This window comes from Streptomyces sp. TG1A-60 (assembly GCF_037201975.1).
Lineage (GTDB): Bacteria > Actinomycetota > Actinomycetes > Streptomycetales > Streptomycetaceae > Streptomyces.
The window spans coordinates 3656859-3681729 of sequence record NZ_CP147520.1 but is presented as its reverse complement, the minus strand read 5'-3'; the positions used below and the strand labels follow the sequence as shown (position 1 = coordinate 3681729).

The following is a 24871-nucleotide window of genomic DNA, read 5'->3' as shown; positions in this document are numbered from 1 at the left end:
CGGATGAACGGGACGGCTGACGACGGGTTGCTGGACGGTGTGCGGCGGTGGCTTGTCGAGAGTGGCGCGGAGCCGACGGCGGCTCGGGTGGCGCAGGCCTTGCGGGAGCGAGGGCGGGTGCTCGGGGACGCCGAGGTGCTCGGGGCGGCCGAGCGGTTGCGGTCGGAGCTGGTGGGGAGTGGGCCGTTGGAGCCGTTGCTCGCCGATCCGTCGGTCACCGATGTGCTCGTGTCGGCCCCCGACCGGGTGTGGGTGGACCGGGGCGGTGGCCTGGAGCTGACCGGTGTCTCCTTCCCGGACGCGGCGGCCGTACGACGGCTCGCGCAGCGCCTGGCGGCGGTCGCCGGACGACGGCTGGACGACGCCCGGCCGTGGGTGGACGCCAGGCTTCCGGACGGCACCCGGCTGCACGCGGTGCTCCCCCCGGTGGCCGTCGGCTCCACCTGCCTGTCCCTGCGGGTCGTACGGCCCCGGGCCTTCACCCTCGCCGAGTTGGCGGCGGCGGGCACGGTGCCACCCGGCGGCGACCGGATCCTGCGGGCGCTGATCCGCTCCCGGTTGTCGTACGTGATCAGCGGCGGCACCGGGACCGGCAAGACCACGCTGCTGAGCGCGCTGCTCGGCCTGGTCGACCCCGGCGAGCGGATCGTGCTCGCCGAGGACTCGGCCGAGCTGCGACCCGACCATCCTCACGTGGTCCGGCTGGAGGGCAGAGCGGCCAACCAGGAAGGCGTGGGCCTCGTCGAACTGCGGGACCTGGTGCGCCAGGCGCTCCGGATGCGCCCGGACCGCTTGGTGGTCGGCGAGGTGCGGGGCCCGGAGGTCGTGTCCCTGCTCGCCGCTCTGAACACCGGACACGAGGGCGGCTGCGGCACTCTCCACGCCAACGCCGCGGGGCAGGTACCGGCCCGGCTGGAGGCCCTCGGCACGGCCGCCGGGCTCGACCGGGCCGCGCTGCACAGCCAGTTGGCGGCAGCCCTGTCAGTGGTCCTGCATCTCGTACGGGACCGGGACGGGCGGCGGCGGATCGCCGAGGTGCATGTGCTGGAGCGGTCCGAGTCGGGACTCGTGGTGACCGTACCGGCACTGCGCTGGGGTGCGGAGGCGTTCGTGTACGAGCGGGGCTGGGAGCGGCTGCGAGGGCTGCTTCGGGACGGACTGCACGGCCGGGGGGACGGGCCCACGGGCGGGTTCCGCCCGGGTCGGACGGAAGGGAGTGAGAACCAGTGACGGGAGTTGCGGTGATGTCGGTCGGGGTGGTGGCCGTGGTGTGTGCCGGGGCGGCGGCATGGATGGTGGCTGACGGGCGGTGCGCCGGGGCGCGGCGGGCGCGGTTGCTGTTGACGGGCGTCGGGGCGGTGGGACCGCCGCCGTGGGAGCGGGTGGTCGGCCGGGTACGGCGGCTGGGGAGCGAGTGGTGGGCACCGGTGGCCGGGTTGGTGATCGCGGTGCTGGGTGCTTCGGTGCTGCCGGTCCTCGCGGGAGCGGCCGGGGTGCCGTTGCTGAGGCGGGTGCGGCGGGCGGCGGAGGATCGCCGGGCCCGGGAGCGGCGAGGCGATGCCGTGGTCGCGCTGTGTGCCGCGCTCGCCGGGGAGGTACGGGCCGGGCGGCAGCCGGGTGAGGCGCTGTCGCGGGCCGCGCGGAACTCGGCCGGGCTCGGCGAGACCCGGGCCGTGGTGCTGGCGGCGGCGCGGTTCGGCGGGGACGTGCCGGGTGCGCTCGCCGACGCGGCACGGCAGCCGGGCGCCGACGGGCTGCTGGGGCTCGCCGCGTGCTGGCGGGTGGCCGTGGACCGGGGCGCGGGCCTCGCCGCCGGGCTCGACCGTCTGGAGGGCGCCCTGCGCGCCGAGCGGGACCAACGGGCTGACCTGCACGCCCAGTTGGCAGGCGCCCGGTCGACGGCGGTGATGCTCGCCGGGCTCCCGGTTTTGGGCCTCCTCCTGGGCACCGCACTCGGCGCGGACCCGCTGCACGTGGTGTTGCACAGCGCGGCCGGGCTGGGCTGTCTGTTCGTCGGCGCGGTGCTGGAGGGCGCCGGCCTGTGGTGGGCGCTGCGCATCGTGCGGGGAGCTGAGGTGACGTGAGCGGAGAAGTCGTCCACAGGCTGGGGGTGGTCGTCTGCGTGGTCGTGGGACTGTGGTGGCCGGCCCGGTCGCTCGGCACCGCCCGACGCCAACGCAGGCTGCGCGCCCGGCTGGCCACGGTGCTCGCCCTCGCCGCCGAACCTCCCCGGCGCAGCCTCGTGCCACCGGGTGCCGTGCGGCGCTGGCTGCCGGTGGCCGGGGTGGTCTGCGCCGGGTGGGTGCTCGTCGGCGGCCTCCTCGGGCTGCTGCTGGGGCTGGCTGCCGGCGGCGGGGCCTGGCGGTGGCTGAGGAGAGCGCGGCGCGCGGGCGGCGACCCGGCGGAGGAGTACGACGCCGCACGAGCCGCACGCCAACTACCCCTCGCCGCCGACCTGCTGGCCGCCTGCATCGCGGCCGGGGCGAGCCCCGTGACGGCCGCACAGGCCGTCGGCGAGGCCCTGGGCGGGCCTGTGGGCGAGCGGCTCGCCAGGGGCGCGGCCGAGGCCCGGCTCGGGGGCGAACCGGCCGCAGCGTGGCACGCGTTGGGCGCCCTCCCCGGCGCCGGGCCCCTGGCACGGCTCCTGGAACGTGCCGACGAGTCCGGCGTACCGGCCGCGGCCCCGGTCGCCCGGCTCGCCGCCGAGGCCCGCGCCGAGTGGGGCCGCTCGATGACGGAACGCGCCCGCCGAGCCGCCGTGATGGTCACCGCACCGGTGGGTCTGTGCTTCCTGCCCGCCTTCATCGCGGTGGGCGTGCTGCCGGTGGTGATCGGGTTGGCGGACGGGCTGTTGGAAGGGGGTGGGGGATGACCAGCGGCGGCCAGTGATCAGTAGCGACCAGCCGTCAGCAGTGATCAACCATCAGTAGTCGACAAGTCAGCAGTGGTGACCGGTCATCAGCAATTAACGGAACAGAGCCTCACGGGAGTTGATATGTACAAGGCAGTGCGGGAAGCGGTGCGGGTTCGGGTGGTGCGTGCCGTGATGCGCCGGGTGCGGGCGGCGCGGAGGGACGCGGGAATGGTGACGTCCGAGTACGCGGTCGGGATCATCGCGGCGGTGGCCTTCGCCGCGGTGCTCTACAAGGTGGTGACCAGCGGGCAGGTCCAGGCGGAACTGCAGCAGATCGTTGCGCGGGCTCTCAATGGCGGGGCGTGAGCCACGGGGGTCACGGCGGCGTCGCATGGCCCTGGGCGGCGACCGGGGGTTCGTGACCGCGGAGGCGGCCATGGCCCTGCCTGTGCTGCTGCTGTTCGTGACGGCGCTCGTGTGGGCCCTGCTCGCCGTCTGCGCGCAGATCCAGGTCGTGGACGCCGCCCGGGCCGGGGCCCGGGCGGCAGCCCGGCAGGATCCGTCGGCGGCGGTCGTGGCGGCGGCTCGGCAGACCGCGCCGGAGGGGGCGGTGGTGAGCGTGGGCAGGGAGGGCGACTTCGTACAGGTCGTGGTCTCGGCCCCGGCGCCGGGGCCGGACGGACTGGGCCTCGACCTCAGCCACACGGCCGTGGCGCTGGCGGAGGACACGGTGGGGACGGCCGCGACGGCGGAGGTGGGGGCCGGATGATCAGGCTTCAGGGTTCCAGCCGGCCGTCGTGGCCCTCCTGCTTGGCCCGCTCGGCCCACTCGGAGAGAGGCTCGGCGACTGTCTGGGCCGTCGGTGCGATCGCCGTGCTGTGCGCCGTCTTCGGGGTCGTACTCGCCCTGGGGCAGGCCCTTGTGGTCCGGCACCAGGCAGCCGCGACGGCCGACCTCGCGGCCCTCGCCGCCGCCGATCACTGGATGAAGGGCAGTGAGGGCGCCTGCGCGACGGCCCAACGGGTGGCACGGGCCCAGGGTGGGAGAGTCGTCCTCTGCGAGGTCGAGGGAGAGATCTCGGACGTCACGGCGGCATCCGGCACGGTCCCGCTCACCGCCGAGGCCAGGGCACGGGCGGGCCCACCCGGCCCACCGATTCCGCCAGCCCCGACATCCCGCTGAGGAGGCCACCGCTGAGCGCCCCGAGGGGGCGCGGGAAGCTGTGCGCACAACCATCTACCACCTGCCACTCACCACCCACGACCCGCAGCCCGCCGGACCACACCACCTCCCGAGCTCCAATGCCCCGTAGCCCGCCAAGCTGCAAGGCACCCGTAGTCCACGAGCTGCAAGGCGTCCGAAGCTCCCAGCTCCAAGGTGCCCCGAGTCCTAGGGCACTCGGTCATCTCGCTGCGCGCCGGGCGCGGCTTTCAGCAGCTCGGTCAGCAGACGTACGGCCCCTCGCTTGTGCAACGGATCGTTGCCGTTGCCGCACTTGGGGGACTGGACGCAGGACGGGCAGCCGGCGTCGCACTCGCAGGAGGCGATGGCCTGGCGGGTGGCGGTGAGCCAGTCGCGGGCGGTGTGGAAGGCGCGCTCGGCGAACCCCGCGCCGCCCGGGTGGCCGTCGTAGACGAAGACGGTCGGCAGGAGCGTGTCGGGGTGGAGCGGGACGGAGACACCGCCGATGTCCCAGCGGTCGCAGGTCGCGAAGAGGGGCAGCATGCCGATCGAGGCGTGTTCTGCGGCGTGCAGGGCGCCGCCGAGGATCTCGGGGCTGATGCGGGCCGCGTCGAGCTGGTCCTCGGTGACGGTCCACCACACGGCGCGGGTGCGCAGCGTACGAGGAGGGAGGTCGAGTTTGGTCTCACCGAGCACTTCGCCGGTGATGAGGCGTCGACGGAGGAAGGAGACGACCTGGTTGGTGACTTCGACGGAGCCGTAGCACAACCGGCCGTCGCCCCAGGGGACTTCGGTGTCGGTCTCCAGGACGGAGATGGAGGTGGTGTCGCGGGCGACCGTCGCATAGGGCGGGTCGGCCTGTTCGACGAGGGCGACGGAGTCCTCCAGGTCCAGTGCGCGCACCAGGTACGTACGGCCCTGGTGCAGATGGACCGCGCCCTCGTGGACGGTGGTGTGGGCGGCGCCCGCGTCGACCGTGCCGAGGAGCCGGCCCGTGCCGGTCTCGACGACCTGGACCGGGCGGCCGACCTGGCCCCGGATGTCGGTCAGGTCGGCGGCCCGCTCGCGGCGCGTCCAGTGCCAGGCCTTGGCCCGGCGGCGGAGCAGCTTCGCGGCCTCCAGCTGCGGCAGCAGCTCCTCGCACGCGGGGCCGAACAGGGCGAGGTCCTCGTCGGTCAGGGGCAGTTCCGCGGCGGCGGCGCACAGGTGCGGGGCGAGGACGTACGGGTTGTCGGGGTCGAGGACGGTCGACTCCACCGGCTGGTCGAACAGTGCCTCGGGGTGGTGGACCAGGAAGGTGTCCAGCGGGTCGTCGCGGGCCACGAGGACGGCGAGGGCGCCCTGGCCGGAGCGTCCGGCGCGGCCGGCCTGCTGCCACAGGGAGGCGCGGGTCCCCGGGTAGCCGGCGATGAGGACGGCGTCCAGGCCGGAGATGTCGACGCCCAGTTCGAGGGCGGTGGTGGCGGCGAGGCCGAGGAGTTCGCCGGAGTGGAGGGCGCGTTCGAGGGCGCGGCGTTCCTCGGGGAGGTAGCCGCCGCGGTAGGCGGCCACGCGGCTGGCCAGGGAGCGGTCGCCCGTGGCGTCAGCCGCTGAGGTCACCGTGGCGAGGCGTTCCTGGGCGATCACCGAGATCAGCTCGGCGCCGCGCCGGGAGCGTACGAAGGCGACCGAGCGGACGCCCTGTACGACCAGGTCGGTCAGGAGATCGGCCGTCTCTGCGGTCGCCGTACGCCGTACCGGCGCCCCCTTCTCGCCCTGGAGCTCGGTGAGCGGAGGCTCCCAGAGGGCGAACACCAGTTCACCACGGGGTGAGGCGTCGTCCGCGACCTCGGTGACCGGGACGCCGGTGAGGCGGCCGGCGGCGACCGAGGGCTCGGCGGCGGTCGCGGAGGCGAGGAGGAAGACGGGTTCGGCGCCGTAGCGGGCGCACAGGCGGCGCAGGCGCCGGAGCACCTGGGCGACATGGGAGCCGAAGACGCCGCGGTAGGTGTGGCACTCGTCGATGACGACGTACTTGAGGGCGCGCAGGAAGGAGGACCAGCGGGCGTGCGAGGGAAGGATGCCCCGGTGGAGCATGTCGGGGTTGGTGAGGACGTAGTTGGCGTACTGGCGCACCCACTCACGTTCCTCGACGGGAGTGTCGCCGTCGTACACGGCCGGCCGTACGGCGTTTCCCAGAGGTTGTGAAAATTCCTTCACGGATCGGCACTGATCCGCCGCGAGGGCCTTCGTCGGGGCCAGGTAGAGCGTGGTCGCCCCGCGGCCGTTGGGGGCCTCGGAGCCGTCCAGAAGGCGCGAGAGCACCGGTACGAGATAGGCGAGGGATTTACCCGAGGCGGTTCCGGTGGCGACGACGACCGAGTCGCCGTCCAGGGCGTGCCCGGCGACGTGTGCCTGGTGGGCCCAAGGGTGTTCGATTCCGGCGGCCTGTACGGCGGCGACGACTTCCGAGCGGATCCGGTCCGGCCAGACGGCATGGCGGCCCGCGCGCGGGGGCACATGCTCCGTATGAGTGATGCGCGAAGCCCGGCTCGGACCCGAGGCGAGCCGGTCCAGGACCGTGCCCGGCGAGGGGCTGGGGGCGGTGTCCGTCGAGGATCGATCGGATCGGTGATTCTTGGCCATCGGCATCGAGTGTGTCACCGGCGTGACGGACAATGGAGCCAAGGCGTCGTGCACGCCTGCCGGTAAGTGATTGAATGCCATCGCGGCTGGCGAACCGTCCCGGGGGCTTTCAAGCCGAGGTGTCCCGAGGGGCGAACGCTCGATAGCAAGGTGCTGGAGGATCCGTGGACCTGTCCCTGTCGACCCGTACCGTCGGCGATCGTACGGTCGTCGAGGTCGGTGGCGAAATCGACGTTTATACCGCGCCCAAGCTGCGTGAGCAGCTGGTCGAGCTGGTCAACGACGGGAGTTTCCACCTCGTCGTCGACATGGAGGGCGTCGACTTCCTCGACTCCACCGGGCTCGGCGTACTGGTGGGCGGCCTGAAGCGAGTACGGGCCCATGAGGGCTCGCTGCGCCTGGTGTGCAACCAGGAGCGGATTTTGAAGATCTTCCGTATCACCGGTCTGACCAAGGTGTTCCCGATTCACACCTCGGTCGACGAAGCGGTGGCGGCCACCGACTGATCACGCCCGCCCGGGCCCCGCGCCCGGAACGGCCGGAGACGCATGAGGGGGACCGGGCCCGAGGGCCCGGCCCTCTGACAGCACGCCCGTAGTTCCGAGGGGGATGCATGGCCACCGTTGAACTCCGTTTCAGCGCGCTGCCCGAGCACGTCCGGACCGCCCGACTGGTGGCGGCAGCGGTGGCGCGCAGGGCCGGAGTGGACGAGGCCGTCCTCGACGAGGTCAGGTTGGCCGTCGGCGAGGCGTGCAGCCGTGCCGTCGGACTGCATCAGAGCGGGGGTATCTCCGCGCCGGTGCGGGTGGTGCTGATCGAGGAGGAGAAACAGTTCTCCATCGAGGTGGGCGACGAAGCGCCGCACGCCGTCCCCGGTGACAGGTCATCGGGCGCCGGCGGCGACGCGGACGTGGACAGCGAGGAGGACGACATGGGCCTCGCGGTCATCAGCGGCCTCGTCGACGATGTGGAGGTCATGGCCGGGGAGCACGGAGGGCAGATCCGCATGACCTGGCCGACGACGCCACCGGTCGCGGCGCTGCCCTGATCCTCAAAGCTTCATGTAGTACCGCGAGGGCCCTGCTGAGCAGGGCCCTTTGCATTTCTTCCGACCTCCGTTCATCGGAACGCCGGAATTCGTGAAGAAATTCACGATCAATCGCGCGATAATTTGATCAAGCGTCAATGCCTTTGAGGCGTTACCTCTTTCGAGTAGTGTGGCGGAGCCCGGATCATTTGCTGAAGGGCATGTGAGGGTCAATTCCGTTTGCGGCGCACTGTTTTGATCAGGTTCCGCTCCCTACAATCCGTCCACATCTTGAGCTCAGCCCAAGCGTCAAGGAGGACGAATGGCGGGGCTTTCTACCCCTCAAAGGTTTGACCACACCACGAACTTCACGGCCGCAGTACTGACCGACGACAACCGGATCATCGTCATGGTGATCGGAGTCGTGGCGCTGGCCGCGCTCGCCGTCGCCGGTGTCCTGGTCCGCCAGGTGCTCGCGGCGGGCGAGGGCACCGACAGCATGAAGAAGATCGCAGTGGCGATCCAGGAAGGCGCGAACGCCTATCTGGCCCGGCAGATGCGCACGCTCGGCGTATTCGCCGTCGTCGTGTTCTTCCTGCTCATGCTGCTGCCCGCGGACGACTGGAATCAGCGCGCCGGGCGATCAGTGTTCTTCTTGATCGGCGCGGCGTTCTCGGCGGCCACCGGTTATATCGGTATGTGGCTCGCCGTGCGCAGTAATGTGCGCGTCGCCGCGGCGGCCCGGGAAGCGACACCGGCGGAAGGCGAGCCGGAAAAAGATCTCACCACCGTCTCGCACAAGGCAATGAAGATCGCATTTCGCACGGGTGGCGTCGTCGGCATGTTCACGGTGGGGCTCGGCCTCCTCGGCGCGTCCTGCGTGGTCCTCGTGTACGCGGCCGACGCGCCGAAGGTGCTGGAGGGCTTCGGTCTCGGGGCCGCGCTCATCGCCATGTTCATGCGGGTCGGCGGCGGCATCTTCACCAAGGCCGCCGACGTCGGCGCCGACCTGGTCGGCAAGGTCGAGCAGGGCATTCCGGAGGACGACCCGCGCAATGCCGCGACCATCGCCGACAACGTGGGCGACAACGTCGGCGACTGCGCGGGGATGGCGGCCGATCTCTTCGAGTCGTACGCCGTGACACTCGTCGCCGCGTTGATCCTCGGCAGAGCGGCGTTCGGTGACTCCGGACTGGCGTTCCCGCTGATCGTGCCCGCGATCGGCGTGATCACCGCCATGATCGGCATCTTCGCGGTAGCGCCACGCCGCAGCGACCGCAGCGGTATGTCCGCGATCAACCGCGGCTTCTTCATCTCCGCGGGCATCTCACTGGTGCTGGTCGCCATCGCCGTCTACGCCTACCTGCCGTCGTCGTACGCCGACCTCGAAGGGGTCACGGACCCGGCGATCGCGGGCCACGCCGGCGATCCCCGGGTCCTCGCGGTCGTCGCGGTGGCCATCGGCATCCTGCTGGCCGCACTGATCCAGCAACTGACCGGCTACTTCACCGAGACCAGCCGCCGTCCGGTGAAGGACATCGGCAAGAGTTCGCTGACCGGCGCGGCCACCGTCGTCCTGGCCGGTATCTCCATCGGTCTCGAATCGGCCGTCTACACCGCCCTGTTGATCGGCCTCGGCGTGTACGGGGCGTTCCTGCTCGGCGGTACGTCGATCATGCTGGCGCTGTTCGCGGTGGCGCTGGCCGGCACCGGCCTGCTCACCACGGTCGGCGTCATCGTCGCCATGGACACCTTCGGACCGGTCTCGGACAACGCGCAGGGCATCGCCGAGATGTCCGGCGACGTCGAGGGCGCGGGCGCGCAGGTGCTCACCGACCTGGACGCCGTCGGCAACACCACCAAGGCCATCACCAAGGGCATCGCCATCGCCACGGCCGTCCTCGCCGCCGCCGCGCTCTTCGGCTCGTACCGCGACGCGATCCTCACGGCCGCGAACGACGTCGGCGAGAGGGTCTCCGGCGAAGGCGCGCCGATGAACCTGATGATGGACATCTCGCAGCCCAACAACCTCGTCGGCCTCATCGCGGGCGCAGCGGTCGTCTTCCTCTTCTCGGGGCTGGCGATCAACGCGGTCTCACGGTCGGCCGGTTCGGTGGTCTACGAGGTGCGGCGGCAGTTCCGCGAGCGGCCCGGAATCATGGACTACACCGAGCAGCCGGAGTACGGGCGGGTCGTCGACATCTGCACGAAGGACGCCCTGCGGGAGCTGGCCACGCCAGGTCTGCTCGCTGTCATGGCGCCGATCGCGATCGGGTTCACGCTCGGGGTCGGCGCGCTGGGCGCGTATCTCGCGGGTGCGATCGGCACCGGGTTGCTGATGGCGGTGTTCCTCGCCAACTCCGGCGGTGCCTGGGACAACGCCAAGAAGCTCGTCGAGGACGGCCATCATGGAGGCAAGGGGAGCGAGGCCCATGCCGCGACCGTCATCGGCGACACGGTGGGCGACCCGTTCAAGGACACCGCGGGACCCGCCATCAACCCGCTGCTGAAGGTGATGAACCTGGTCGCGCTGCTCATCGCGCCCGCGATCGTCCAGTTCAGCTACGGCGAGGACAAGAGCGTCGGACTGCGCGTCACCATCGCCGTGGCCGCGATCGCCGTGATCGTCGCTGCGGTGTACGTGTCCAAGCGGCGCGGGATCGCCATGGGTGACGAAGACAACTCCGAGCGGGCGGCCAAGTCGGCGGATCCAGCGGTGGTTTCCTAGGCGGCCATACGGAAGGCCGTACGAGGGCCCAGCTCAAGGGGCGGGCGGCCGGAGCGCGTCAACGCGCTCCGGCCGCCCGCCTCCGCGTATGCCGATGGTCTCCGTGAGCCTTCTCTCGCCTGGTGCAAATGGTTACAAAAGGTGCGTGAGGGGTGCTCGGCACACAGGTGTCGCCCATCTGGCGTGTATGTTCCGGGGCCGAGAGCCACGGAAGGGACCAATCCGGTGAACAAGAAGCTCGCGGCCGCACTGTCCGGCGGTGCGGTACTGGTACTGGCGCTGTCCGGCTGCGGCGGTGACGAGACGAACGACAAGCTGAACTCCTGGGCCAAGGAGGTCTGCGACTCCGTGCAGCCGCAGATCAAGAAGATCGCGGCGGCCAACGCCTCGATCCAGAAGGAGACCTCGGACGACAGCGCACCGGAGGACGTGCAGAAGGCCGACTCCCAGGGCTTCCAGGACATCTCCGACGCCTACGAGGCGATGGCGACGGCCATCCGGAAGGCCGGGGCGCCCGATGTCGAGGACGGCGCGAAGAAGCAGAAGGCGGCGGTCGCGGAGCTGAACCAGTTGTCGGCCGCCTATGCCGACCTGAAGAAGAAGTCGGACGCGCTGAACACGAAGGACCAGGCGAAGTTCGCGGACGGGCTCGAAGGGGTCGCGACGGAGCTGGAGAAGCTGAGCAAGACCGGGAGTGACGCGCTGAAGGAGTTGGAGAAGGGGGAGGTCGGGCAGGCGATGGCCGAGCAGCCGAGCTGCAAGTCCGCGACCACCTCCGGGTCGGCGTCGGCGGTGTCGACGAAGAGCTGAGCGAAGGCTGAGCGGGTGCTGAGCGAGGGCTGACGAGGACGACTGGGCCGGGGCCGCTGCTGGGCGCCCGGCGGGTGGTGCCGGGCGGGGGCGCGGAGCCCGCAGCTCGGAGCCACGAGGTGCCGCTGCGCCCACCCGTGCCGCCCCGGCGGCACGACCGCCGGCGGCGTCGTACGAGTGCGGCGGTGTCATCGTCCGGGGCCGCGCATGACCGTGCGGGAGGTCGCCCGCGGCTACGCTGAGGGTGTGAGTGACTCTGAGTTGATCCCTCTGCCGTCCGCTGACCGGACCGATGTCGCTGTGCGGCTTCGGGAGGCGTTGCTGGGGGCCGAATTCACCGCTGATGGGCTGCTTGAGCTGCTTGGCGCGTCCGCGTACGCGGCGTTGGCGCGGAGTGAGGTCGTGCCGGCCCTCAGGGCCACGCGGGGGGAGACGGCGCTGGAGGCGCTGGTACGGCTGTTCCTGTTGCAGCAGCCGGTGGCGCGGGCGCGGGTGGAGGGCGTGCTCCCGGTCGAGGCGTGTGTGGAGAGCGGGTGGCTGGTCCCCCTCGGTGACGAGGCCGAGGAGGTCGCCGCCGCCGTCGATGTGCGGCCGTACGGCGGGCCCGGCGGTGAGGACTGGTTCATCGTGTCGGACCTGGGGTGCGCGGTCGGCGGTGCCGGGGGGATCGGGCGCCGGGGCGAGGGGGTCGTGCTCGGGGTGGGCGGGGCGTCCACGACGCTCGCCGGGATCACCGTGCGGACGCCCGTGGGCGCCGCCCTCGACCTGGGAGTCGGCTCGGGAATCCAGGCGCTGCACGCCGCCCAGCACGCCACGCGCGTGACGGCCACCGATGTCAACCCGCGCGCGCTGCACATCACGGCCCTCACGCTGGCGCTCTCCGGCGCGCCGGCGGCCGATCTTCGCCAGGGCTCGCTCTTCGAGCCGGTCGGGGAAGACGAGACGTATGACCTCATCGTGTCGAATCCGCCGTTCGTGATCTCGCCCGGCGCCCGGCTCACGTACCGCGACGGCGGGATGGGCGGGGACGAACTCTGCCAAACGCTTGTTCAACAGGCGGGGGAGCGGCTGAACGAGGGCGGGTTCGCGCAGATCCTCGCCAACTGGCAGCACGTGGAGGGCGAGGACTGGCAGGAACGGCTCAGGTCGTGGGTGCCGCGTGGGTGCGACGCGTGGATCGTGCAGCGGGAGGTCCAGGACGTCACGCAGTACGCGGAGTTGTGGCTGCGGGACGCGGGCGACCACCACGGTGACGTGGCTGAGTACCAGGCTCGCTACGACGCGTGGCTCGACGAGTTCGAGGCGCGGAAGGTGAAGGGCGTCGGCTTCGGCTGGATCACCTTGCGGAAGTCGGCCGCCGCGGACGCCGAGCCCTCGATCACCGTCGAGGAGTGGCCGCATCCGGTTGAGCAACCGCTTGGCGAGACCGTGCGGGAGCACTTCGCACGCGTCGACTACCTGAGGAGGAACGACGACGCGGCGCTCCTCGCCGCACACTTCCGGCTCGCCGCCGAAGTCGTCCAGGAGCAGGTCGGGCTGCCCGGAGCCGAGGACCCCGAACATCTGGTGCTGCGTCAGAACCGGGGCATGCGCCGGGCCACCAAGGTGGACACGGTCGGCGCGGGATTTGCCGGTGTGTGCGACGGCACGCTCAGCGCCGGGCGGATTCTGGACGCCATCGCCCAACTGGTCGGCGAGGATCCGGTGGCGCTGCGCGACCGCACACCGGTCCAGATTCGGTTCCTCGTCGAACAGGGGTTCCTCGAACCGGCTTCGTGAGCGGACGGTACCGGTGCCCCGCCCGGCCTCGTCCCCGTGGTGAACGGGTCCTGTTCACGCGCCTGAGGCACATGTGTCCCCATTTAGCTGCATTGGTCCATAAAAGGGCTCCTGTCGGTGGTACGTGCGAAGCTATTTTCAAGAGACGGATTCGACGTGTCCTCGGGGGCGCGCGCTGTTTCGGGGGATCGGGGGATCGCGATGGCGGGGGACACGCAGGATCAGGACCAGGACCAGGGAAGGATCATCAACAACCGGTACCGCCTGCTGCGCACACTCGGCGCGGGAGGCATGGGCCGGGTCTGGCTCGCGTACGACGAGGTGTTGGCCTGCGAGGTCTTCCTGAAGGAGATCTCCCTGCCCGACGTCCCGGGAGACGCGACCGAGCCGGCGATGGGGTTCCCCCCGCTCGAGCGAAGCCGAGAGTGGGGGAGCACCGCCCGCGCCCGGAGCGAGGCGCGGCACGCCGCCCGCCTGCGCGGACATCCGCATGTGGCGACGGTCCACGACGTGGTGCCGCACGAGGGCCTGCCATGGATCGTCATGGAGTACGCGCCGGACGCGATCGACCTCCAGGCGGTCGTACGGCAGCGATGGCCGCTCGCACCCGAACAGGTCGCCCGGATCGGGCTCGCCGTCCTCGACGCGCTCACCCGCCCGCGCCGACGGCGCCCAGCGCTGCGCGGGCCAGGCCGACCCGATGGCCGAGGCCCTGCCCGACGCGGGGGTCTACGCGCTCGTTCCGACGAAGGAGGCTTCACCGCGGCCAAGGGCGGTACGGCATGTCTCGTCCTGAGCAAGCACGTCCCGATCGGCGGCGAGGTGGGTCGGCTCCGGGACGCGGGCGTGAACCTGTGGCCCACACAGATGGCCGTCGGCGACTGCTGGGACTACACCACGAGAGAGTGAGGGATACGACGCCCCGCTGACCGACTGTGCCGAAGCGCACACCGATCAGGTGGTCGGATCGGTCCAGGCGCCCGGCGGCATGACCTTCCAGGGCGCCCTCGACGAGGGCGGCAAGCTGTGCACCAACAGGTTCGAGTCGACTTGGGCGCCCGGCGCTGACCTGATCGTGTCGCGCTGGGTGTCCGACGAGACCGAGTGGAAGAAGGGCTTCAACAAGGTGGTGTGCACGGTGCGCAACGCCGACGTGACGAAGACGACCGGGAAGATACCCACGCCCGGCTCCGTCTGAGGACCCGGACGCCTCGCGTTCACCTCGGGTTCGCGCGCTCGCATCCCGTACGTGCCAGCCTCCCGTCCCGGAGCGTCGACGGCTGGGAGGACGGGACATGGAGAGCGGACCGGCGATCTTCGTGGGGGTGGTGTTCGCCCTGTTCGGGGGCGGACTGTCACTGTGGACCACGGTCCGGCTGCGCCAGGGCGCACCGGTTGCCCAAGGGGTGCCCCCGGTGATGTCGGTGACGGTCGCGAGCGTCGTCGCGGTGACCGCCCTCGTGCTTGGCGCGTGGTGCTTCACACGGATATGAGCGGGCTCCCGGAGCCGCGGCCGGGGAGCGTGCGCGTAACCGAGAAGTGACGCTCCGCATCCACCCGAATGGATCGATGAACACGCCGGGCGGCAGGAATGGCGGTAGTCGGGTTACCGTTCGAGTGGCCGTTGCGGGCTTTTCCCGTTTGACACGGGGGCGGGATGTACCGTCACACTCCGCAGCGTCAGCATGACCCGACCCCCGGGCCCACCGCCGAGCCCCGTGCGAGGCACCAAGCCTTCGGGGGTGCCCGCCCCGGGACGCAAGCCTGGGGAGACCCAGCGTCGACCGGAGAGAAGAGCGAAGTTGTCCCCGACCAGCGAGACCGCGAAGGGCGGCCGCCGACTCGTGATCGTCGAGTCGCCTGCCAAGGCGAAGACGATCAAGGGCTATCTCGGCCCCGGCTACATCGTCGAGGCGAGCGTGGGGCACATCCGCGACCTTCCCAACGGCGCCGCGGAGGTGCCGGAGAAGTACACCGGCGAGGTGCGCCGCCTCGGCGTGGACGTCGAACACGACTTCGCGCCCATCTATGTGGTCAACGCGGACAAGAAGGCGCAGGTCAAGAAGCTCAAGGACCTGCTGAAGGACTCCGACGAGCTCTTCCTCGCCACCGATGAGGACCGCGAGGGCGAGGCCATCGCCTGGCACCTCCAGGAGGTGCTCAAACCCAAGGTCCCGGTCAAGCGGATGGTCTTCCACGAGATCACCAAGGCCGCGATCCAGGCCGCCGTAGCCAACCCGCGTGAGCTGAACCAGCGGTTGGTCGACGCCCAGGAGACCCGCCGCATCCTCGACCGTCTCTACGGCTACGAGGTCTCGCCGGTTCTGTGGAAGAAGGTCATGCCGCGCCTGTCGGCGGGCCGCGTCCAGTCCGTCGCGACCCGGCTCGTGGTGGAGCGGGAGCGGGAGCGCATCGCCTTCCGCTCGGCCGAGTACTGGGATCTCACCGGCACCTTCGCCACCGGCCGCGCCGGCGACGCCTCCGACCCGTCCTCGCTGGTCGCCCGCCTGCAGTCCGTCGACGGCCGGCGGGTCGCCCAGGGCCGTGACTTCGGCTCGGTCGGGCAGCTCAAGGGCGCCAACGTCCTGCACCTGGACGAGGCGAACGCCCGCGCGTTGGCCGCCGCACTGGAGAACACCCGGTTCTCGGTCCGGTCGGTCGAGTCCAAGCCGTACCGCCGCTCGCCGTACGCCCCGTTCCGTACGACGACGCTCCAGCAGGAGGCCTCGCGGAAGCTGGGCTTCGGGGCCAAGGCGACGATGCAGGTCGCGCAGAAGCTGTACGAGAACGGCTTCATCACCTACATGCGTACGGACTCCACGACGCTGAGCGACACCGCCGTGGCCGCCGCCCGCGCCCAGGTCACGCAGCTGTACGGCGCCGACTACCTGCCGGCGCAGCCGCGTACGTACGCCGGGAAGGTCAAGAACGCGCAGGAGGCCCACGAGGCGATCCGCCCCTCGGGTGACCGTTTCCGCACACCCGCCGAGACCGGTCTGACCGGCGACCAGTTCAGGCTGTACGAGCTGATCTGGAAGCGGACGGTCGCCTCCCAGATGAGGGACGCCACGGGCGACAGTGTCACCGTGAAGATCGGCGGCGCCGCCGCCGACGGCCGCGACGCCGAGTTCAGCGCCTCGGGCAAGACGATCACCTTCCACGGCTTCCTCAAGGCCTACGTCGAGGGCGCCGACGACCCGAACGCCGAGCTGGACGACCGCGAGCGCCGACTGCCGCAGGTCGACGAGGGTGACGCGCTCTCCGCCGAGGAGATCACCGTCGACGGGCACGCCACCAAGCCTCCGGCCCGCTACACCGAGGCGTCGCTGGTCAAGGAACTCGAAGAGCGGGAGATCGGCCGCCCGTCGACGTACGCGTCGATCATCGGCACCATCCTCGACCGGGGATATGTGTTCAAGAAGGGCACGGCTCTCGTGCCGTCGTTCCTGAGCTTCGCCGTGGTCAACCTCCTGGAGAAGCACTTCGGGCGGCTCGTCGACTACGGCTTCACCGCCAAGATGGAGGACGACCTCGACCGCATCGCGCGCGGCGAGGCCCAGGCGGTGCCGTGGCTGAAGAGGTTCTACTTCGGCGAGGCCGTGTCCGGCGGCGGCATCGCCGCGGGCGGTGCTCACGGCACCGCGGCCGAGGCCGGCAACGGCGACGGGGACCACCTCGGCGGCCTGAAGGAACTCGTCACAGACCTGGGCGCGATCGACGCGCGCGAGGTCTCGTCGTTCCCCGTCGGCGACGGCATCGTGCTGCGCGTCGGGCGCTACGGCCCCTACGTCGAGCGCGGCGAGAAGGACTCCGAGGGCCACCAGCGCGCCGACATCCCCGAGGACCTGGCGCCGGACGAGCTGACCATCGAACTGGCGGAGGAACTGCTCGCCAAGCCGAGCGGCGACTTCGAGCTGGGCACGGACCCGGCGACCGGCCACCAGATCGTCGCCAAGGACGGCCGCTACGGCCCGTACGTCACGGAGATCCTCCCCGAGGGCACCCCGAAGACGGGCAAGAACGCGGTCAAGCCGCGTACGGCCTCGCTGTTCAAGTCGATGTCCCTGGACACCGTCACCCTGGACGACGCGCTGAAGCTGATGTCGCTGCCGCGGGTCGTCGGCGCCGACGCCGACGGCCAGGAGATCACCGCGCAGAACGGGCGGTACGGGCCGTATCTGAAGAAGGGCACGGACTCGCGTTCGCTGCAGGCCGAGGAGCAGCTCTTCACGATCACTCTCGAAGAGGCGCTGCAGATCTACTCCCAGCCCAAGCAGCGCGGGCGCGCCGCTGCCAAGCCGCCGCTGAAGGAACTGGGCGATGACCCGGTCAGCGGGAAGCCCGTCGTGGTGAAGGACGGCCGCTTCGGCCCGTACGTCACCGACGGCGAGACCAATGCGACTCTGCGGTCCGGCGACAGCGTGGAGACGATCACGCCCGAGCGCGGCTTCGAACTGCTCGCGGAGAAGCGGGCGAAGACGCCGGCCAAGAAGACGACGAAGAAGGCGCCCGCGAAGAAGACGGCCACCAAGGCCGCCGCGAAGAAGGCGACGCCGGCGAAGAAGGCTGCCGCCAAGAAGACGACGACGTCCAAGACGGCTGCCGCGAAGAAGGCCGCGCCGGCGAAGAAGGGGGCCGCGAAGAAGGCGGCGCCTTCGGAGGGCTGAGGCGTCCGGGAAGCGGACAGGCACGAGAACGGGCTGTTGGCCTGGCGCTCGCCGCTCGCCGCTCGCCGCTCGCCGCTCGTCGTTGGTCGCCTGGTGGCGTGGGGCGCGGGTGGTTTTCGCGGCTGCGGGTGGGGTGTGGCTGTTCGCGCCCACGCGGCGGAGCCGCACATCGGCAGAGCCCCGCGCTCCTGAGGGGCGCGGGCGCTGGGCGGTGGCTGAATCTTCACCTTGGCTTCGCTGAATGTGCGCCTTTTCTGCGACGAATGTGCGACTTCTGCGCGACTTGATGGCGCGGTGTGTGCGCGTTCGGGCGCCGCTTCGGGTGTCGGTGGGGGCCGATAGGCTGAAAGCATGATGCGAGCCGAGCAGCCGACGGCCCACAACCCGGCCCCCGACGACGCCCTGGCAGTCGATTCCAGGGAGCGCGCCGTGCGGGCACTGCTGCGCCAGCCACAGCTCAAACGGCTGTGGAGCGCCCAACTCGTGAGCGGCGTGGGTGATGTCCTCGCGCTGTTCGTGCTGGTCCTCCTCGCCTTCCAGGCGGCGATCGCCGAGGCTTCCTTCGGCGGCGGATACCGAGGCGTCGCCCTGACGGTCGCGGCCGTCTTCGGTACCCGCGCCCTCGCGACGCTGCTCTTCGGCGCCGTACTTCTCGGGCCGCTCACCTCACTGACCTCCCAGGACGGCCCGCTCGAACGCCGCTGGACCATGGTCGGCGCGGACGGGCTGCGGGTCCTACTGCTGATCGTGGCGCCCCTGTGGATCGTCTGGATGCCGGACAACGCGCTGGCGGTGCTGCTGGTCACCGCGTTCGTCGCCGGAGTCGCCGAGCGGTTCTGGACGGTCTGCCGGGAGAGCGCGGCGCCCGCGCTGCTGCCAGCGCCGCCGCCGGAGGGCGCGACCGTACGCCCGCTGCCGGACCACATGGACGCGCTACGACGCCTGGGACTGCGTACGGCATTCGTGGCGGTGCCCCTCGCGGCCGCCGTCCTCGTCGTCGCCGCGCTGCTCAACAACCTGCTGGGTGCGGGCATCGACTGGTTCGGAGAGCACCAGGCCGCGCTGGCCTCGTACGTCGCCGCCGGGCTCTTCGCCGCGTCGCTGTCCGTGGTGACCTTCCTCGAACTCCCCAAGACGCGCACCCCTCGCGCGCGGTCGCCGCTGGAGGGGCTGCGCCGGCCCAAGACCGGCAGCGGTGTCGACAAGGGCCGTACGGGCGCGGTCCCGATCCTGGTGCCCGCGTGCGCGGCGGTCGCCGGTGCCGTTGCCGCCGCTGTCGCCGTCGCCGTGCTGCACGCCAAGGACCTGGGCGGCGGGCCGGTGTCGTACGGGCTGCTGGTCGCCGCGTTGACGGGTGGTGTGGTCGTCGGGGTGCGGCGGGCGCCGTCCGTGTTGCCCTCACTGTCCCGGCGTCGGCTGCTCGCTCTCGCGATCGCCTTCACGGGCGTCGCGCTGCTCGCCGCGGGCCTGACGCCGGATGTCACGAGTGTCGTGCTGATCCTGGGCCTCGCGGGCGTCGCCGCGGGAATCGCCGCGAACACCGGGCACACGCTGCTCGACCAGGAGGCCGAGGACTTCCGGCGCGCGCGGACCACCGAGCATCTGCACGCCGTCGTACGGGTGCTCGTGGCGCTGGCGGTGCTGATCGCTCCGCTGGTCGCCGCCGTGATCGGGCCGCACCGGCTGGAGAGCGGCAAGTTCGTGTTCGCGCACGGCGGTGCGGCGTTCACGTTGATGCTGGTGGGGGCGCTGCTGCTGCCGGTGGCCGCGCTGCTGCTCGCCAAGGTCGACGACCGGTCCGGGGTACCGCTTCGGCAGGATCTGCGGGACGCGTTGCTGGGGGGCGACGATCCGGAACAGGCGCCTGCCGCGTCCGGGTTCTTCATCGCCCTGGAGGGCGGTGACGGTGCGGGGAAGTCCACCCAGGTCGAGGCGCTCGCCGAGTGGATCAGGGCCAAGGGGCACGAGGTCGTGGTGACGCGGGAACCGGGGGCGACTCCGGTGGGGAAGCGGCTGCGGTCGATTCTCTTGGACGTGTCGAGCGCCGGGTTGTCGCACCGGGCCGAGGCGCTGCTGTACGCGGCGGATCGCGCGGAGCATGTGGACACGGTGGTGCGGCCCGCGTTGGAGAGGGGCGCGGTGGTCGTCTCGGATCGGTACATCGATTCGTCCGTGGCCTATCAGGGGGCCGGGCGGGATCTCTCACCGACGGAGATCGCCCGGATCTCGCGGTGGGCGACGGATGGGCTCGTGCCCCATCTGACGGTGCTGCTGGACGTGTCGCCCGAGACGGCGCGAGAGCGGTTCACCGAGGCGCCGGACCGGCTGGAATCGGAGCCGGCCGAGTTCCATGAGCGAGTGCGGGCGGGGTTCCTGACGCTGGCCGCCGCAGACGCCGGGCGGTACCTGGTGGTCGACGCCGGGCAGGACCCGGAGGCGGTCACGACCGTTGTCCGGCACCGGCTCGATGTGCTGCTGCCGCTGTCCGAGGCCGAGGTGAAGGCGCAGGAGGAAGCGCGGCGCAAGGCCGAGGAGGAAGCGCGGCGCAAGGCCGAGGAGGAGGCCGCGCGCAAGGCCGAGGAGGAGCGGCTGGAGCGCGAGCGCCAGGAGGAGCTCGCCCGGCTGCGCGCCGAGGAGGAGGAGCGCAAGCGGCGCGAGCTGGCGGAGGCCCAGCGGCGCGAGGCGGAGCGGCAGGCCGCGGAGGCCCGGCAGCGGGCCGAGGAGGCGCGCCGTCGCGCCGAGGAGGAGCAGGCGCGGCTCCTCGCGGAGGAGAAGGCCCGAGTCGAGGAGGAGGAACGGCGGCGAGCCGAGGAGGAACGACGTCGTCAGCAGGCCGCGGAGGAGCAGCGGCTCCGGGCGGAGGCGGAGGCGCGCCGCCTGGAGAAGCAGCGGAAGGCCGAGGAGGCGCTGCTTCGGGCCGAGGAGGCCCGGAGGGTCGCTGCTGAGCGGGCGGCTGCGGTCGAGGCGGAGCGGGTTGCGGCGGAGCGAGCCGCGGCCGATCGGGCTGCGGCCGATCGGGCTGTTGAGGCGGAGGCTGTTGCTGAGGCAGAGCGGGCTGCTGTGGCGGAGCGGGCTGCTGGGGGCGGGCGCTCCGGCGGGGCTTCGCGAGGGAATGACGAACCGACTGTGCTTACGCCGGTTGTGACGCCGACGAACGCGTCGGGCGGACCGGTGGACGAGACGGCTGTGTTGCCGCCGGTGCGGGGGGACGGGCCGGGTTCGGGTGCGCCGGATGCCTCCGGCGCGGCTCGTGGGGCTGGCGCGGTCGGTGCGGCTGGTGCGGCTGGTAGGGCGGATTCGGAGACCACGGCGAAGTTGCCGAAACCGTCGGTGCCGCCTTCGGGGGCCTCGGGTGCGGTTTCGGCTCCGGCCTCTGAGGATGAGACCACGATCTTGCCGCAGGTGCCTCCGGGGGCGGCGGACGAGACGGCTGGGCTGCCGCCGGTGCGGGGGGACCGGATGCCGCCCGGATACTTCCGGGACGAGCGGCCTGGGCCCGACGGAGCGGAGGACCGGACTCGTGAGCTGCCGCAGGTGGACGAGGACGGGACCCCGCGGCGGCGACCTCGCTCGGACTGGGCCGAGGAGACGCCGCTCGACGATCTGCCGACCCTGGCGGACGAGCTGTTGGGGCCGCATGCCGATGACGACCGGGACGAGGGACGCGGCTGGGGGCGGCGGCGCCGCTGACTCGCCGGTGCGCTGGCGGCGGCTGGTCATCTGGGGCCCGGTGGGTAGGGGGCGGGGCCGTGCCGGTGCGCTCGCTCGTCGCTCGTGCCCTACTGCTGGCTAGGGGGATGAAGCGAGCCGTTCTCCGGGCCGCTGGTGCGACGGGCTCAACGCACCGGCACGGCCACGTCCTGGGTGGGCGCGGCGGAACCCTGCGAGTGCCGGTGGGCGGAACCCGCCCCCGCCCGGCCCCGGCTCACTTCACTCCTGCGCCCACCTCGTCCCCCCGGCCGCCGCGCAACCCCGGTGCCGCGTGCCGCGTGCCGCGTGCCGAGAGCGCAGGAGCGGGGCGGTGGTCGTACGCCGGGCGGGATTGTCGGTGGGCTCGCGCACAATGGGGCTCGGAGAGGTGGCGTGGGAGAGGGAGGGTGGTGGGTCATGGCCGTGTGGGACGACCTGGTGGGGCAGGAGCGGCTGAGCGCGCAGCTCGACGCGGCTGCTCGGGACGCGGACGCGATCGTCACGGCGGCCGAGAAGCGCATCGCGCCTCCGGAGGCGTCGAAGATGACGCACGCGTGGCTGTTCTCGGGCCCGCCGGGATCGGGGCGGACGACGGCGGCGCGGGCGTTCGCGGCGGCGTTGCAGTGCGTCAGCCCGGACCGGGCGCTCGGGGGAGCCCGGGGTGCGGATTCTGTGACGGGTGTCATACGGCGTTGGTGGGGACCCACGCGGATGTGACGACGGTGGCCGCGGTGGGCACGCAGATCCTGGCCGAGGACATGCGGGACACGGTGCGCAAGTCGTTCACGTCGCCGGCGAACGGGCGCTGGCAGGTGATCCTCGTCGAGGATGCCGAGCGGTTGAACGAGAAGTCGGCCAACGCGGTGCTGAAGGCGGTGGAAGAGCCCGCCCCGCGGACGGTGTGGCTGCTGTGCGCGCCCTCGCTGGAGGACGTGCTGCCGACCATTCGCTCACGGTGCCGGCATGTCGGGCTGCTCACCCCCTCCGTGGACGCCGTGGCGGACATGCTCATAAGGCGGGAAGGGATCGAGCCGCAGGCCGCGGCCGTGGCGGCGCGGGCCACGCAGGGGCACATCGAGCGGGCCCGGCGGCTGGCCACCGATCCGCGGGCGCGGGCGCGGCGGGCGGCTGTGCTGAGACTGCCGTTGCGGGTCGAGGAGATCGGTGGGTGCCTCAAGGCCGCGCAGGAACTGGTGGAAGCGGCCTCGGAGGAGTCGAAGCAGCTCGCCGAAGAGGTCGACACCAAGGAGACCGAAGAGCTGAAGGCGGCGCTGGGCGCGGTGCAGGGCGGGCGGATGCCGCGCGGTACGGCGGGGGTCATGAAGGACCTGGAGGACAAGCAGAAGCGACGGCGGACGAGGGCGCAGCGGGACAGTCTGGATCTCGCTCTGAGCGAGCTCACCGGTTTCTATCGGGATGTGCTCGCCCTGCAGTTGGGGTCACGGGTCGCGCTCGCCAATGTCGAGGTCCAGGACACCTTGGAGCGGATGGCGCGGGGTGGTACGCCGGAGTCGACCTTGCGGCGGATCGACGCGATCGCGGCATGCCGGGAGGCGCTGGACCGGAATGTGGCGCCCTTGCTTGCCGTGGAGGCGATGACGATGGGGTTGCGGGCCGGGTGACGTGTGGGGCGGGACGGGCCCGGGCTGACGGGAGTGGAGGTTCCGTCCTCGGAGGCGGGGCGGGGCGGGGCGGTGCTGGGCGTGGAGCGGTGGTGCGTGCGTTGACTGCGTCACTCGTACGAGGAGGTTTCGTCGCTGTTCGTGACCGAAGTGTTGCTTCTGGTTACGCTCGCGAGATGCACACCTGGCGTACTCCCCGGCCGAACCGGCCCCTGCGGACCGGCGGCGCGTTGCTCGCCGCCGCCGCGCTGCTCGTCTCGGCCTGCTCCTCCGGCGGTTCCCGCACGGCGGACACGGCGGCGGAGGCGGGGCCCGTCCTCGGCGCACTTCCCCGTTCGACACCGTCGGCGCTGGCCCCGTACCACGAGCAGAAGCTGAGTTGGCGCAGCTGCGAGGTCCCCGGCTTCCAGTGCGCCACGCTGAAGGCGCCCCTCGACTACGCCGAGCCGAGCGAGGGCCACGTCAAGCTGGCGGTCTCACGGAAGAAGGCGACCGGCCCGGGCGAGCGGCTCGGCTCGCTCCTGGTCAACCCGGGCGGGCCGGGCGGGTCGGCGGTCGGCTATGTGCAGAGATACGCGGGCATCGGCTACCCGGCCAAGGTGCGCGCCCGGTACGACATGGTGGCCGTCGACCCCCGTGGCGTGGCCGGCAGCGAGCCGGTCGAATGCCTCACCGGCCGCCAGATGGACGCGTACACGCGGACGGATCTCACCCCGGACGACACAGGGGAGACGGCAGCGGTGGTCGCCGCGTACAAGCGGTTCGCGGAGGGGTGCGGGGCGCGGTCGCCGAAGCTGCTGCGGCACGTCTCCACGGTCGAGGCGGCCCGCGACATGGACATCCTGCGGGCCGTGCTGGGCGACGAGAAACTGACGTACGTCGGCGCCTCGTACGGAACGTTCCTCGGGGCGACGTACGCCGGGCTGTTCCCGGAGCGCGTCGGGCGGCTGGTCCTGGACGGCGCGATGGACCCGTCGTTGCCTGCCGCTCGGCTCAACCAGGAGCAGACGGCGGGCTTCGAGACGGCCTTCCAGTCCTTCGCGAAGGACTGCGTACGCCGCAAGGACTGCGTGCTGGGGCGCAAGCCCGCGCAGGTTGGCGAGAACCTGAGCGCCCTCTTCGCGCGGCTCGACGCGCGGCCCATCCCGACCGGTGACGCCGACGGCCGACAGCTCGGCGAGTCCCTGGCCACGACGGGCGTGATCGCGGCGATGTACGACGAGGGGTCCTGGCCCCAACTCCGCCAGGCCCTCACCGAGGCGGTCGAGGAGGATGACGGCGCCGGCCTGCTCGCTCTCTCGGACAGGTACTTCGAACGCGACCCCGACGGCACCTACTCCAACCTGATGTACGCCAACGCCGCCGTGAACTGCCTCGACCTCCCCGCCGCCTACAGCACCCCCGAAGAGGTCGAACGGGCCGTTCCCGAGTTCGAGAAGGCCTCCCCGGTCTTCGGCCGGGCCCTCGCATGGGCCTCCCTGAACTGCGCGTACTGGCCGGTCAGGCCGACGGGCGTGCCGCACCGCATCGAGGCGAAGGGCGCCGCCCCGATCGTCGTCGTCGGCACCACCCGAGACCCCGCCACTCCCTACCGCTGGGCCCGGGCACTCGCCTCCCAGCTCGCCTCCGCCCACCTCCTCACCTACGACGGCGACGGCCACACCGCCTACGGCCGCGGCAGCACCTGCGTCGACTCCACGGTCAACACCTACCTCCTCCGCGGTACACCCCCAACCGACGGAAAGCGCTGCTCAGCCTCCTAGCAGCGCTACTCAGCCCCCTGACTGCCGACTGAGGTGCCCGACGCCCCGGCCTGTCCCCGGGGCGCTCCGACCCTTTGGTCAGGAGCACCCCGGAAACTGTGTAGACTTGCCGACGTTGCTGATC

The 24871-nt window shown here is 71.7% G+C and carries 18 protein-coding genes and 1 pseudogene; 18 read left to right on the top strand and 1 reads right to left on the bottom strand.

Going from position 1 to position 24871, the window contains the following annotated elements; genetic code table 11:
- Positions 1–3 precede the first annotated feature (3 nt).
- From WBG99_RS15625 to WBG99_RS15600, 6 genes are all read left to right on the top strand, one after another.
- Positions 4–1230: a TadA family conjugal transfer-associated ATPase gene (locus tag WBG99_RS15625; protein ID WP_338896892.1), complete on the top strand. Its 1227-nt coding sequence runs from the start codon at positions 4–6 to the stop codon at positions 1228–1230.
- A gap of 14 nt (positions 1231–1244) precedes the next feature.
- The gene (locus WBG99_RS15620) at positions 1245–2084 is read left to right on the top strand and encodes a type II secretion system F family protein (protein WP_338900360.1); all 840 of its coding nucleotides are present in this window, start codon (positions 1245–1247) and stop codon (positions 2082–2084) included.
- The gene (locus tag WBG99_RS15615) at positions 2081–2872 is read left to right on the top strand and encodes a type II secretion system F family protein (protein ID WP_338896891.1); all 792 of its coding nucleotides are present in this window, start codon (positions 2081–2083) and stop codon (positions 2870–2872) included. Before WBG99_RS15620 ends, WBG99_RS15615 begins: the two co-directional genes overlap by 4 nt.
- A gap of 123 nt (positions 2873–2995) precedes the next feature.
- On the top strand, positions 2996–3220 hold the full coding sequence (locus WBG99_RS15610) for a DUF4244 domain-containing protein (RefSeq protein ID WP_338896890.1): 225 nt from the start codon (positions 2996–2998) through the stop codon (positions 3218–3220).
- Entirely contained in the window at positions 3207–3623 is a 417-nt protein-coding gene (locus WBG99_RS15605; protein ID WP_338896889.1) for a TadE family type IV pilus minor pilin, read from the top strand. Before WBG99_RS15610 ends, WBG99_RS15605 begins: the two co-directional genes overlap by 14 nt.
- Positions 3620–4036 (top strand): Rv3654c family TadE-like protein, encoded by a 417-nt coding sequence (locus WBG99_RS15600; protein ID WP_338896888.1) that lies wholly within the window; start codon positions 3620–3622, stop codon positions 4034–4036. The genes WBG99_RS15605 and WBG99_RS15600 overlap by 4 nt, the downstream gene beginning before the upstream one ends.
- 207 nt (positions 4037–4243) lie before the next feature.
- Here the strand turns inward: WBG99_RS15600 and WBG99_RS15595 are convergent, their stop codons facing one another.
- Positions 4244–6742, bottom strand: coding sequence for a DEAD/DEAH box helicase (locus WBG99_RS15595; RefSeq protein WP_338896887.1), 2499 nt, complete (start codon positions 6740–6742; stop codon positions 4244–4246).
- A gap of 83 nt (positions 6743–6825) precedes the next feature.
- On the opposite strand from WBG99_RS15595, the gene bldG reads away from it, so the two are divergent.
- From bldG to WBG99_RS15535, 12 genes and pseudogenes are all read left to right on the top strand, one after another.
- Positions 6826–7167 (top strand): anti-sigma factor antagonist BldG, encoded by a 342-nt coding sequence (gene bldG / locus WBG99_RS15590; protein ID WP_005475923.1) that lies wholly within the window; start codon positions 6826–6828, stop codon positions 7165–7167.
- Between the two features lie 107 nt (positions 7168–7274).
- On the top strand, positions 7275–7709 hold the full coding sequence (locus tag WBG99_RS15585; protein WP_338896886.1) for an ATP-binding protein: 435 nt from the start codon (positions 7275–7277) through the stop codon (positions 7707–7709).
- Positions 7710–8010: 301 nt separating this feature from the next.
- Positions 8011–10416, top strand: coding sequence for a sodium-translocating pyrophosphatase (locus WBG99_RS15580; protein WP_338896885.1), 2406 nt, complete (start codon positions 8011–8013; stop codon positions 10414–10416).
- Between the two features lie 225 nt (positions 10417–10641).
- Positions 10642–11226, top strand: coding sequence for a small secreted protein (locus WBG99_RS15575; RefSeq protein WP_338896884.1), 585 nt, complete (start codon positions 10642–10644; stop codon positions 11224–11226).
- Positions 11227–11472: 246 nt separating this feature from the next.
- Positions 11473–13005 (top strand): methyltransferase, encoded by a 1533-nt coding sequence (locus tag WBG99_RS15570; RefSeq protein ID WP_338896883.1) that lies wholly within the window; start codon positions 11473–11475, stop codon positions 13003–13005.
- Positions 13006–13206: 201 nt separating this feature from the next.
- On the top strand, positions 13207–13914 hold the full coding sequence (locus WBG99_RS15565) for a hypothetical protein (protein ID WP_338896882.1): 708 nt from the start codon (positions 13207–13209) through the stop codon (positions 13912–13914).
- A 49-nt stretch (positions 13915–13963) separates the two neighbouring features.
- Positions 13964–14203, top strand: coding sequence for a hypothetical protein (locus WBG99_RS15560; protein ID WP_338896881.1), 240 nt, complete (start codon positions 13964–13966; stop codon positions 14201–14203).
- A 97-nt stretch (positions 14204–14300) separates the two neighbouring features.
- Positions 14301–14498 carry a hypothetical protein gene (locus tag WBG99_RS15555; RefSeq protein WP_338896880.1) on the top strand — a complete coding sequence of 66 codons (198 nt, stop codon included), beginning with the start codon at positions 14301–14303 and terminating at the stop codon, positions 14496–14498.
- Positions 14499–14807: 309 nt separating this feature from the next.
- Positions 14808–17672 (top strand): type I DNA topoisomerase, encoded by a 2865-nt coding sequence (gene topA / locus WBG99_RS15550; RefSeq protein WP_338896879.1) that lies wholly within the window; start codon positions 14808–14810, stop codon positions 17670–17672.
- Between the two features lie 351 nt (positions 17673–18023).
- Positions 18024–21362 carry a dTMP kinase gene (gene tmk, locus WBG99_RS15545; RefSeq protein WP_338896878.1) on the top strand — a complete coding sequence of 1113 codons (3339 nt, stop codon included), beginning with the start codon at positions 18024–18026 and terminating at the stop codon, positions 21360–21362.
- Between the two features lie 417 nt (positions 21363–21779).
- Positions 21780–22984: pseudogene (locus tag WBG99_RS15540) on the top strand (DNA polymerase III subunit delta').
- A gap of 176 nt (positions 22985–23160) precedes the next feature.
- Entirely contained in the window at positions 23161–24747 is a 1587-nt protein-coding gene (locus tag WBG99_RS15535; protein ID WP_338896877.1) for an alpha/beta hydrolase, read from the top strand.
- The last annotated feature ends 124 nt before the right edge of the window (positions 24748–24871 follow it).

Bases quoted from the DNA above. Each gene is read 5' to 3' on its own strand.
- WBG99_RS15535 (WP_338896877.1), top strand. From the start codon at position 23,161: ATGCACACCTGGCGTACTCCCCGGCCGAACCGGCCCCTGCGGACCGGC.
- WBG99_RS15595 (WP_338896887.1), bottom strand. From the start codon at position 6,742: ATGGCATTCAATCACTTACCGGCAGGCGTGCACGACGCCTTGGCTCCA.
- WBG99_RS15610 (WP_338896890.1), top strand. From the start codon at position 2,996: ATGTACAAGGCAGTGCGGGAAGCGGTGCGGGTTCGGGTGGTGCGTGCC.
- WBG99_RS15585 (WP_338896886.1), top strand. From the start codon at position 7,275: ATGGCCACCGTTGAACTCCGTTTCAGCGCGCTGCCCGAGCACGTCCGG.
- WBG99_RS15625 (WP_338896892.1), top strand. From the start codon at position 4: ATGAACGGGACGGCTGACGACGGGTTGCTGGACGGTGTGCGGCGGTGG.
- WBG99_RS15620 (WP_338900360.1), top strand. From the start codon at position 1,245: ATGTCGGTCGGGGTGGTGGCCGTGGTGTGTGCCGGGGCGGCGGCATGG.
- WBG99_RS15555 (WP_338896880.1), top strand. From the start codon at position 14,301: ATGGAGAGCGGACCGGCGATCTTCGTGGGGGTGGTGTTCGCCCTGTTC.
- tmk (WP_338896878.1), top strand. From the start codon at position 18,024: ATGATGCGAGCCGAGCAGCCGACGGCCCACAACCCGGCCCCCGACGAC.
- WBG99_RS15600 (WP_338896888.1), top strand. From the start codon at position 3,620: ATGATCAGGCTTCAGGGTTCCAGCCGGCCGTCGTGGCCCTCCTGCTTG.
- WBG99_RS15605 (WP_338896889.1), top strand. From the start codon at position 3,207: ATGGCGGGGCGTGAGCCACGGGGGTCACGGCGGCGTCGCATGGCCCTG.
- WBG99_RS15580 (WP_338896885.1), top strand. From the start codon at position 8,011: ATGGCGGGGCTTTCTACCCCTCAAAGGTTTGACCACACCACGAACTTC.
- WBG99_RS15565 (WP_338896882.1), top strand. From the start codon at position 13,207: ATGGCGGGGGACACGCAGGATCAGGACCAGGACCAGGGAAGGATCATC.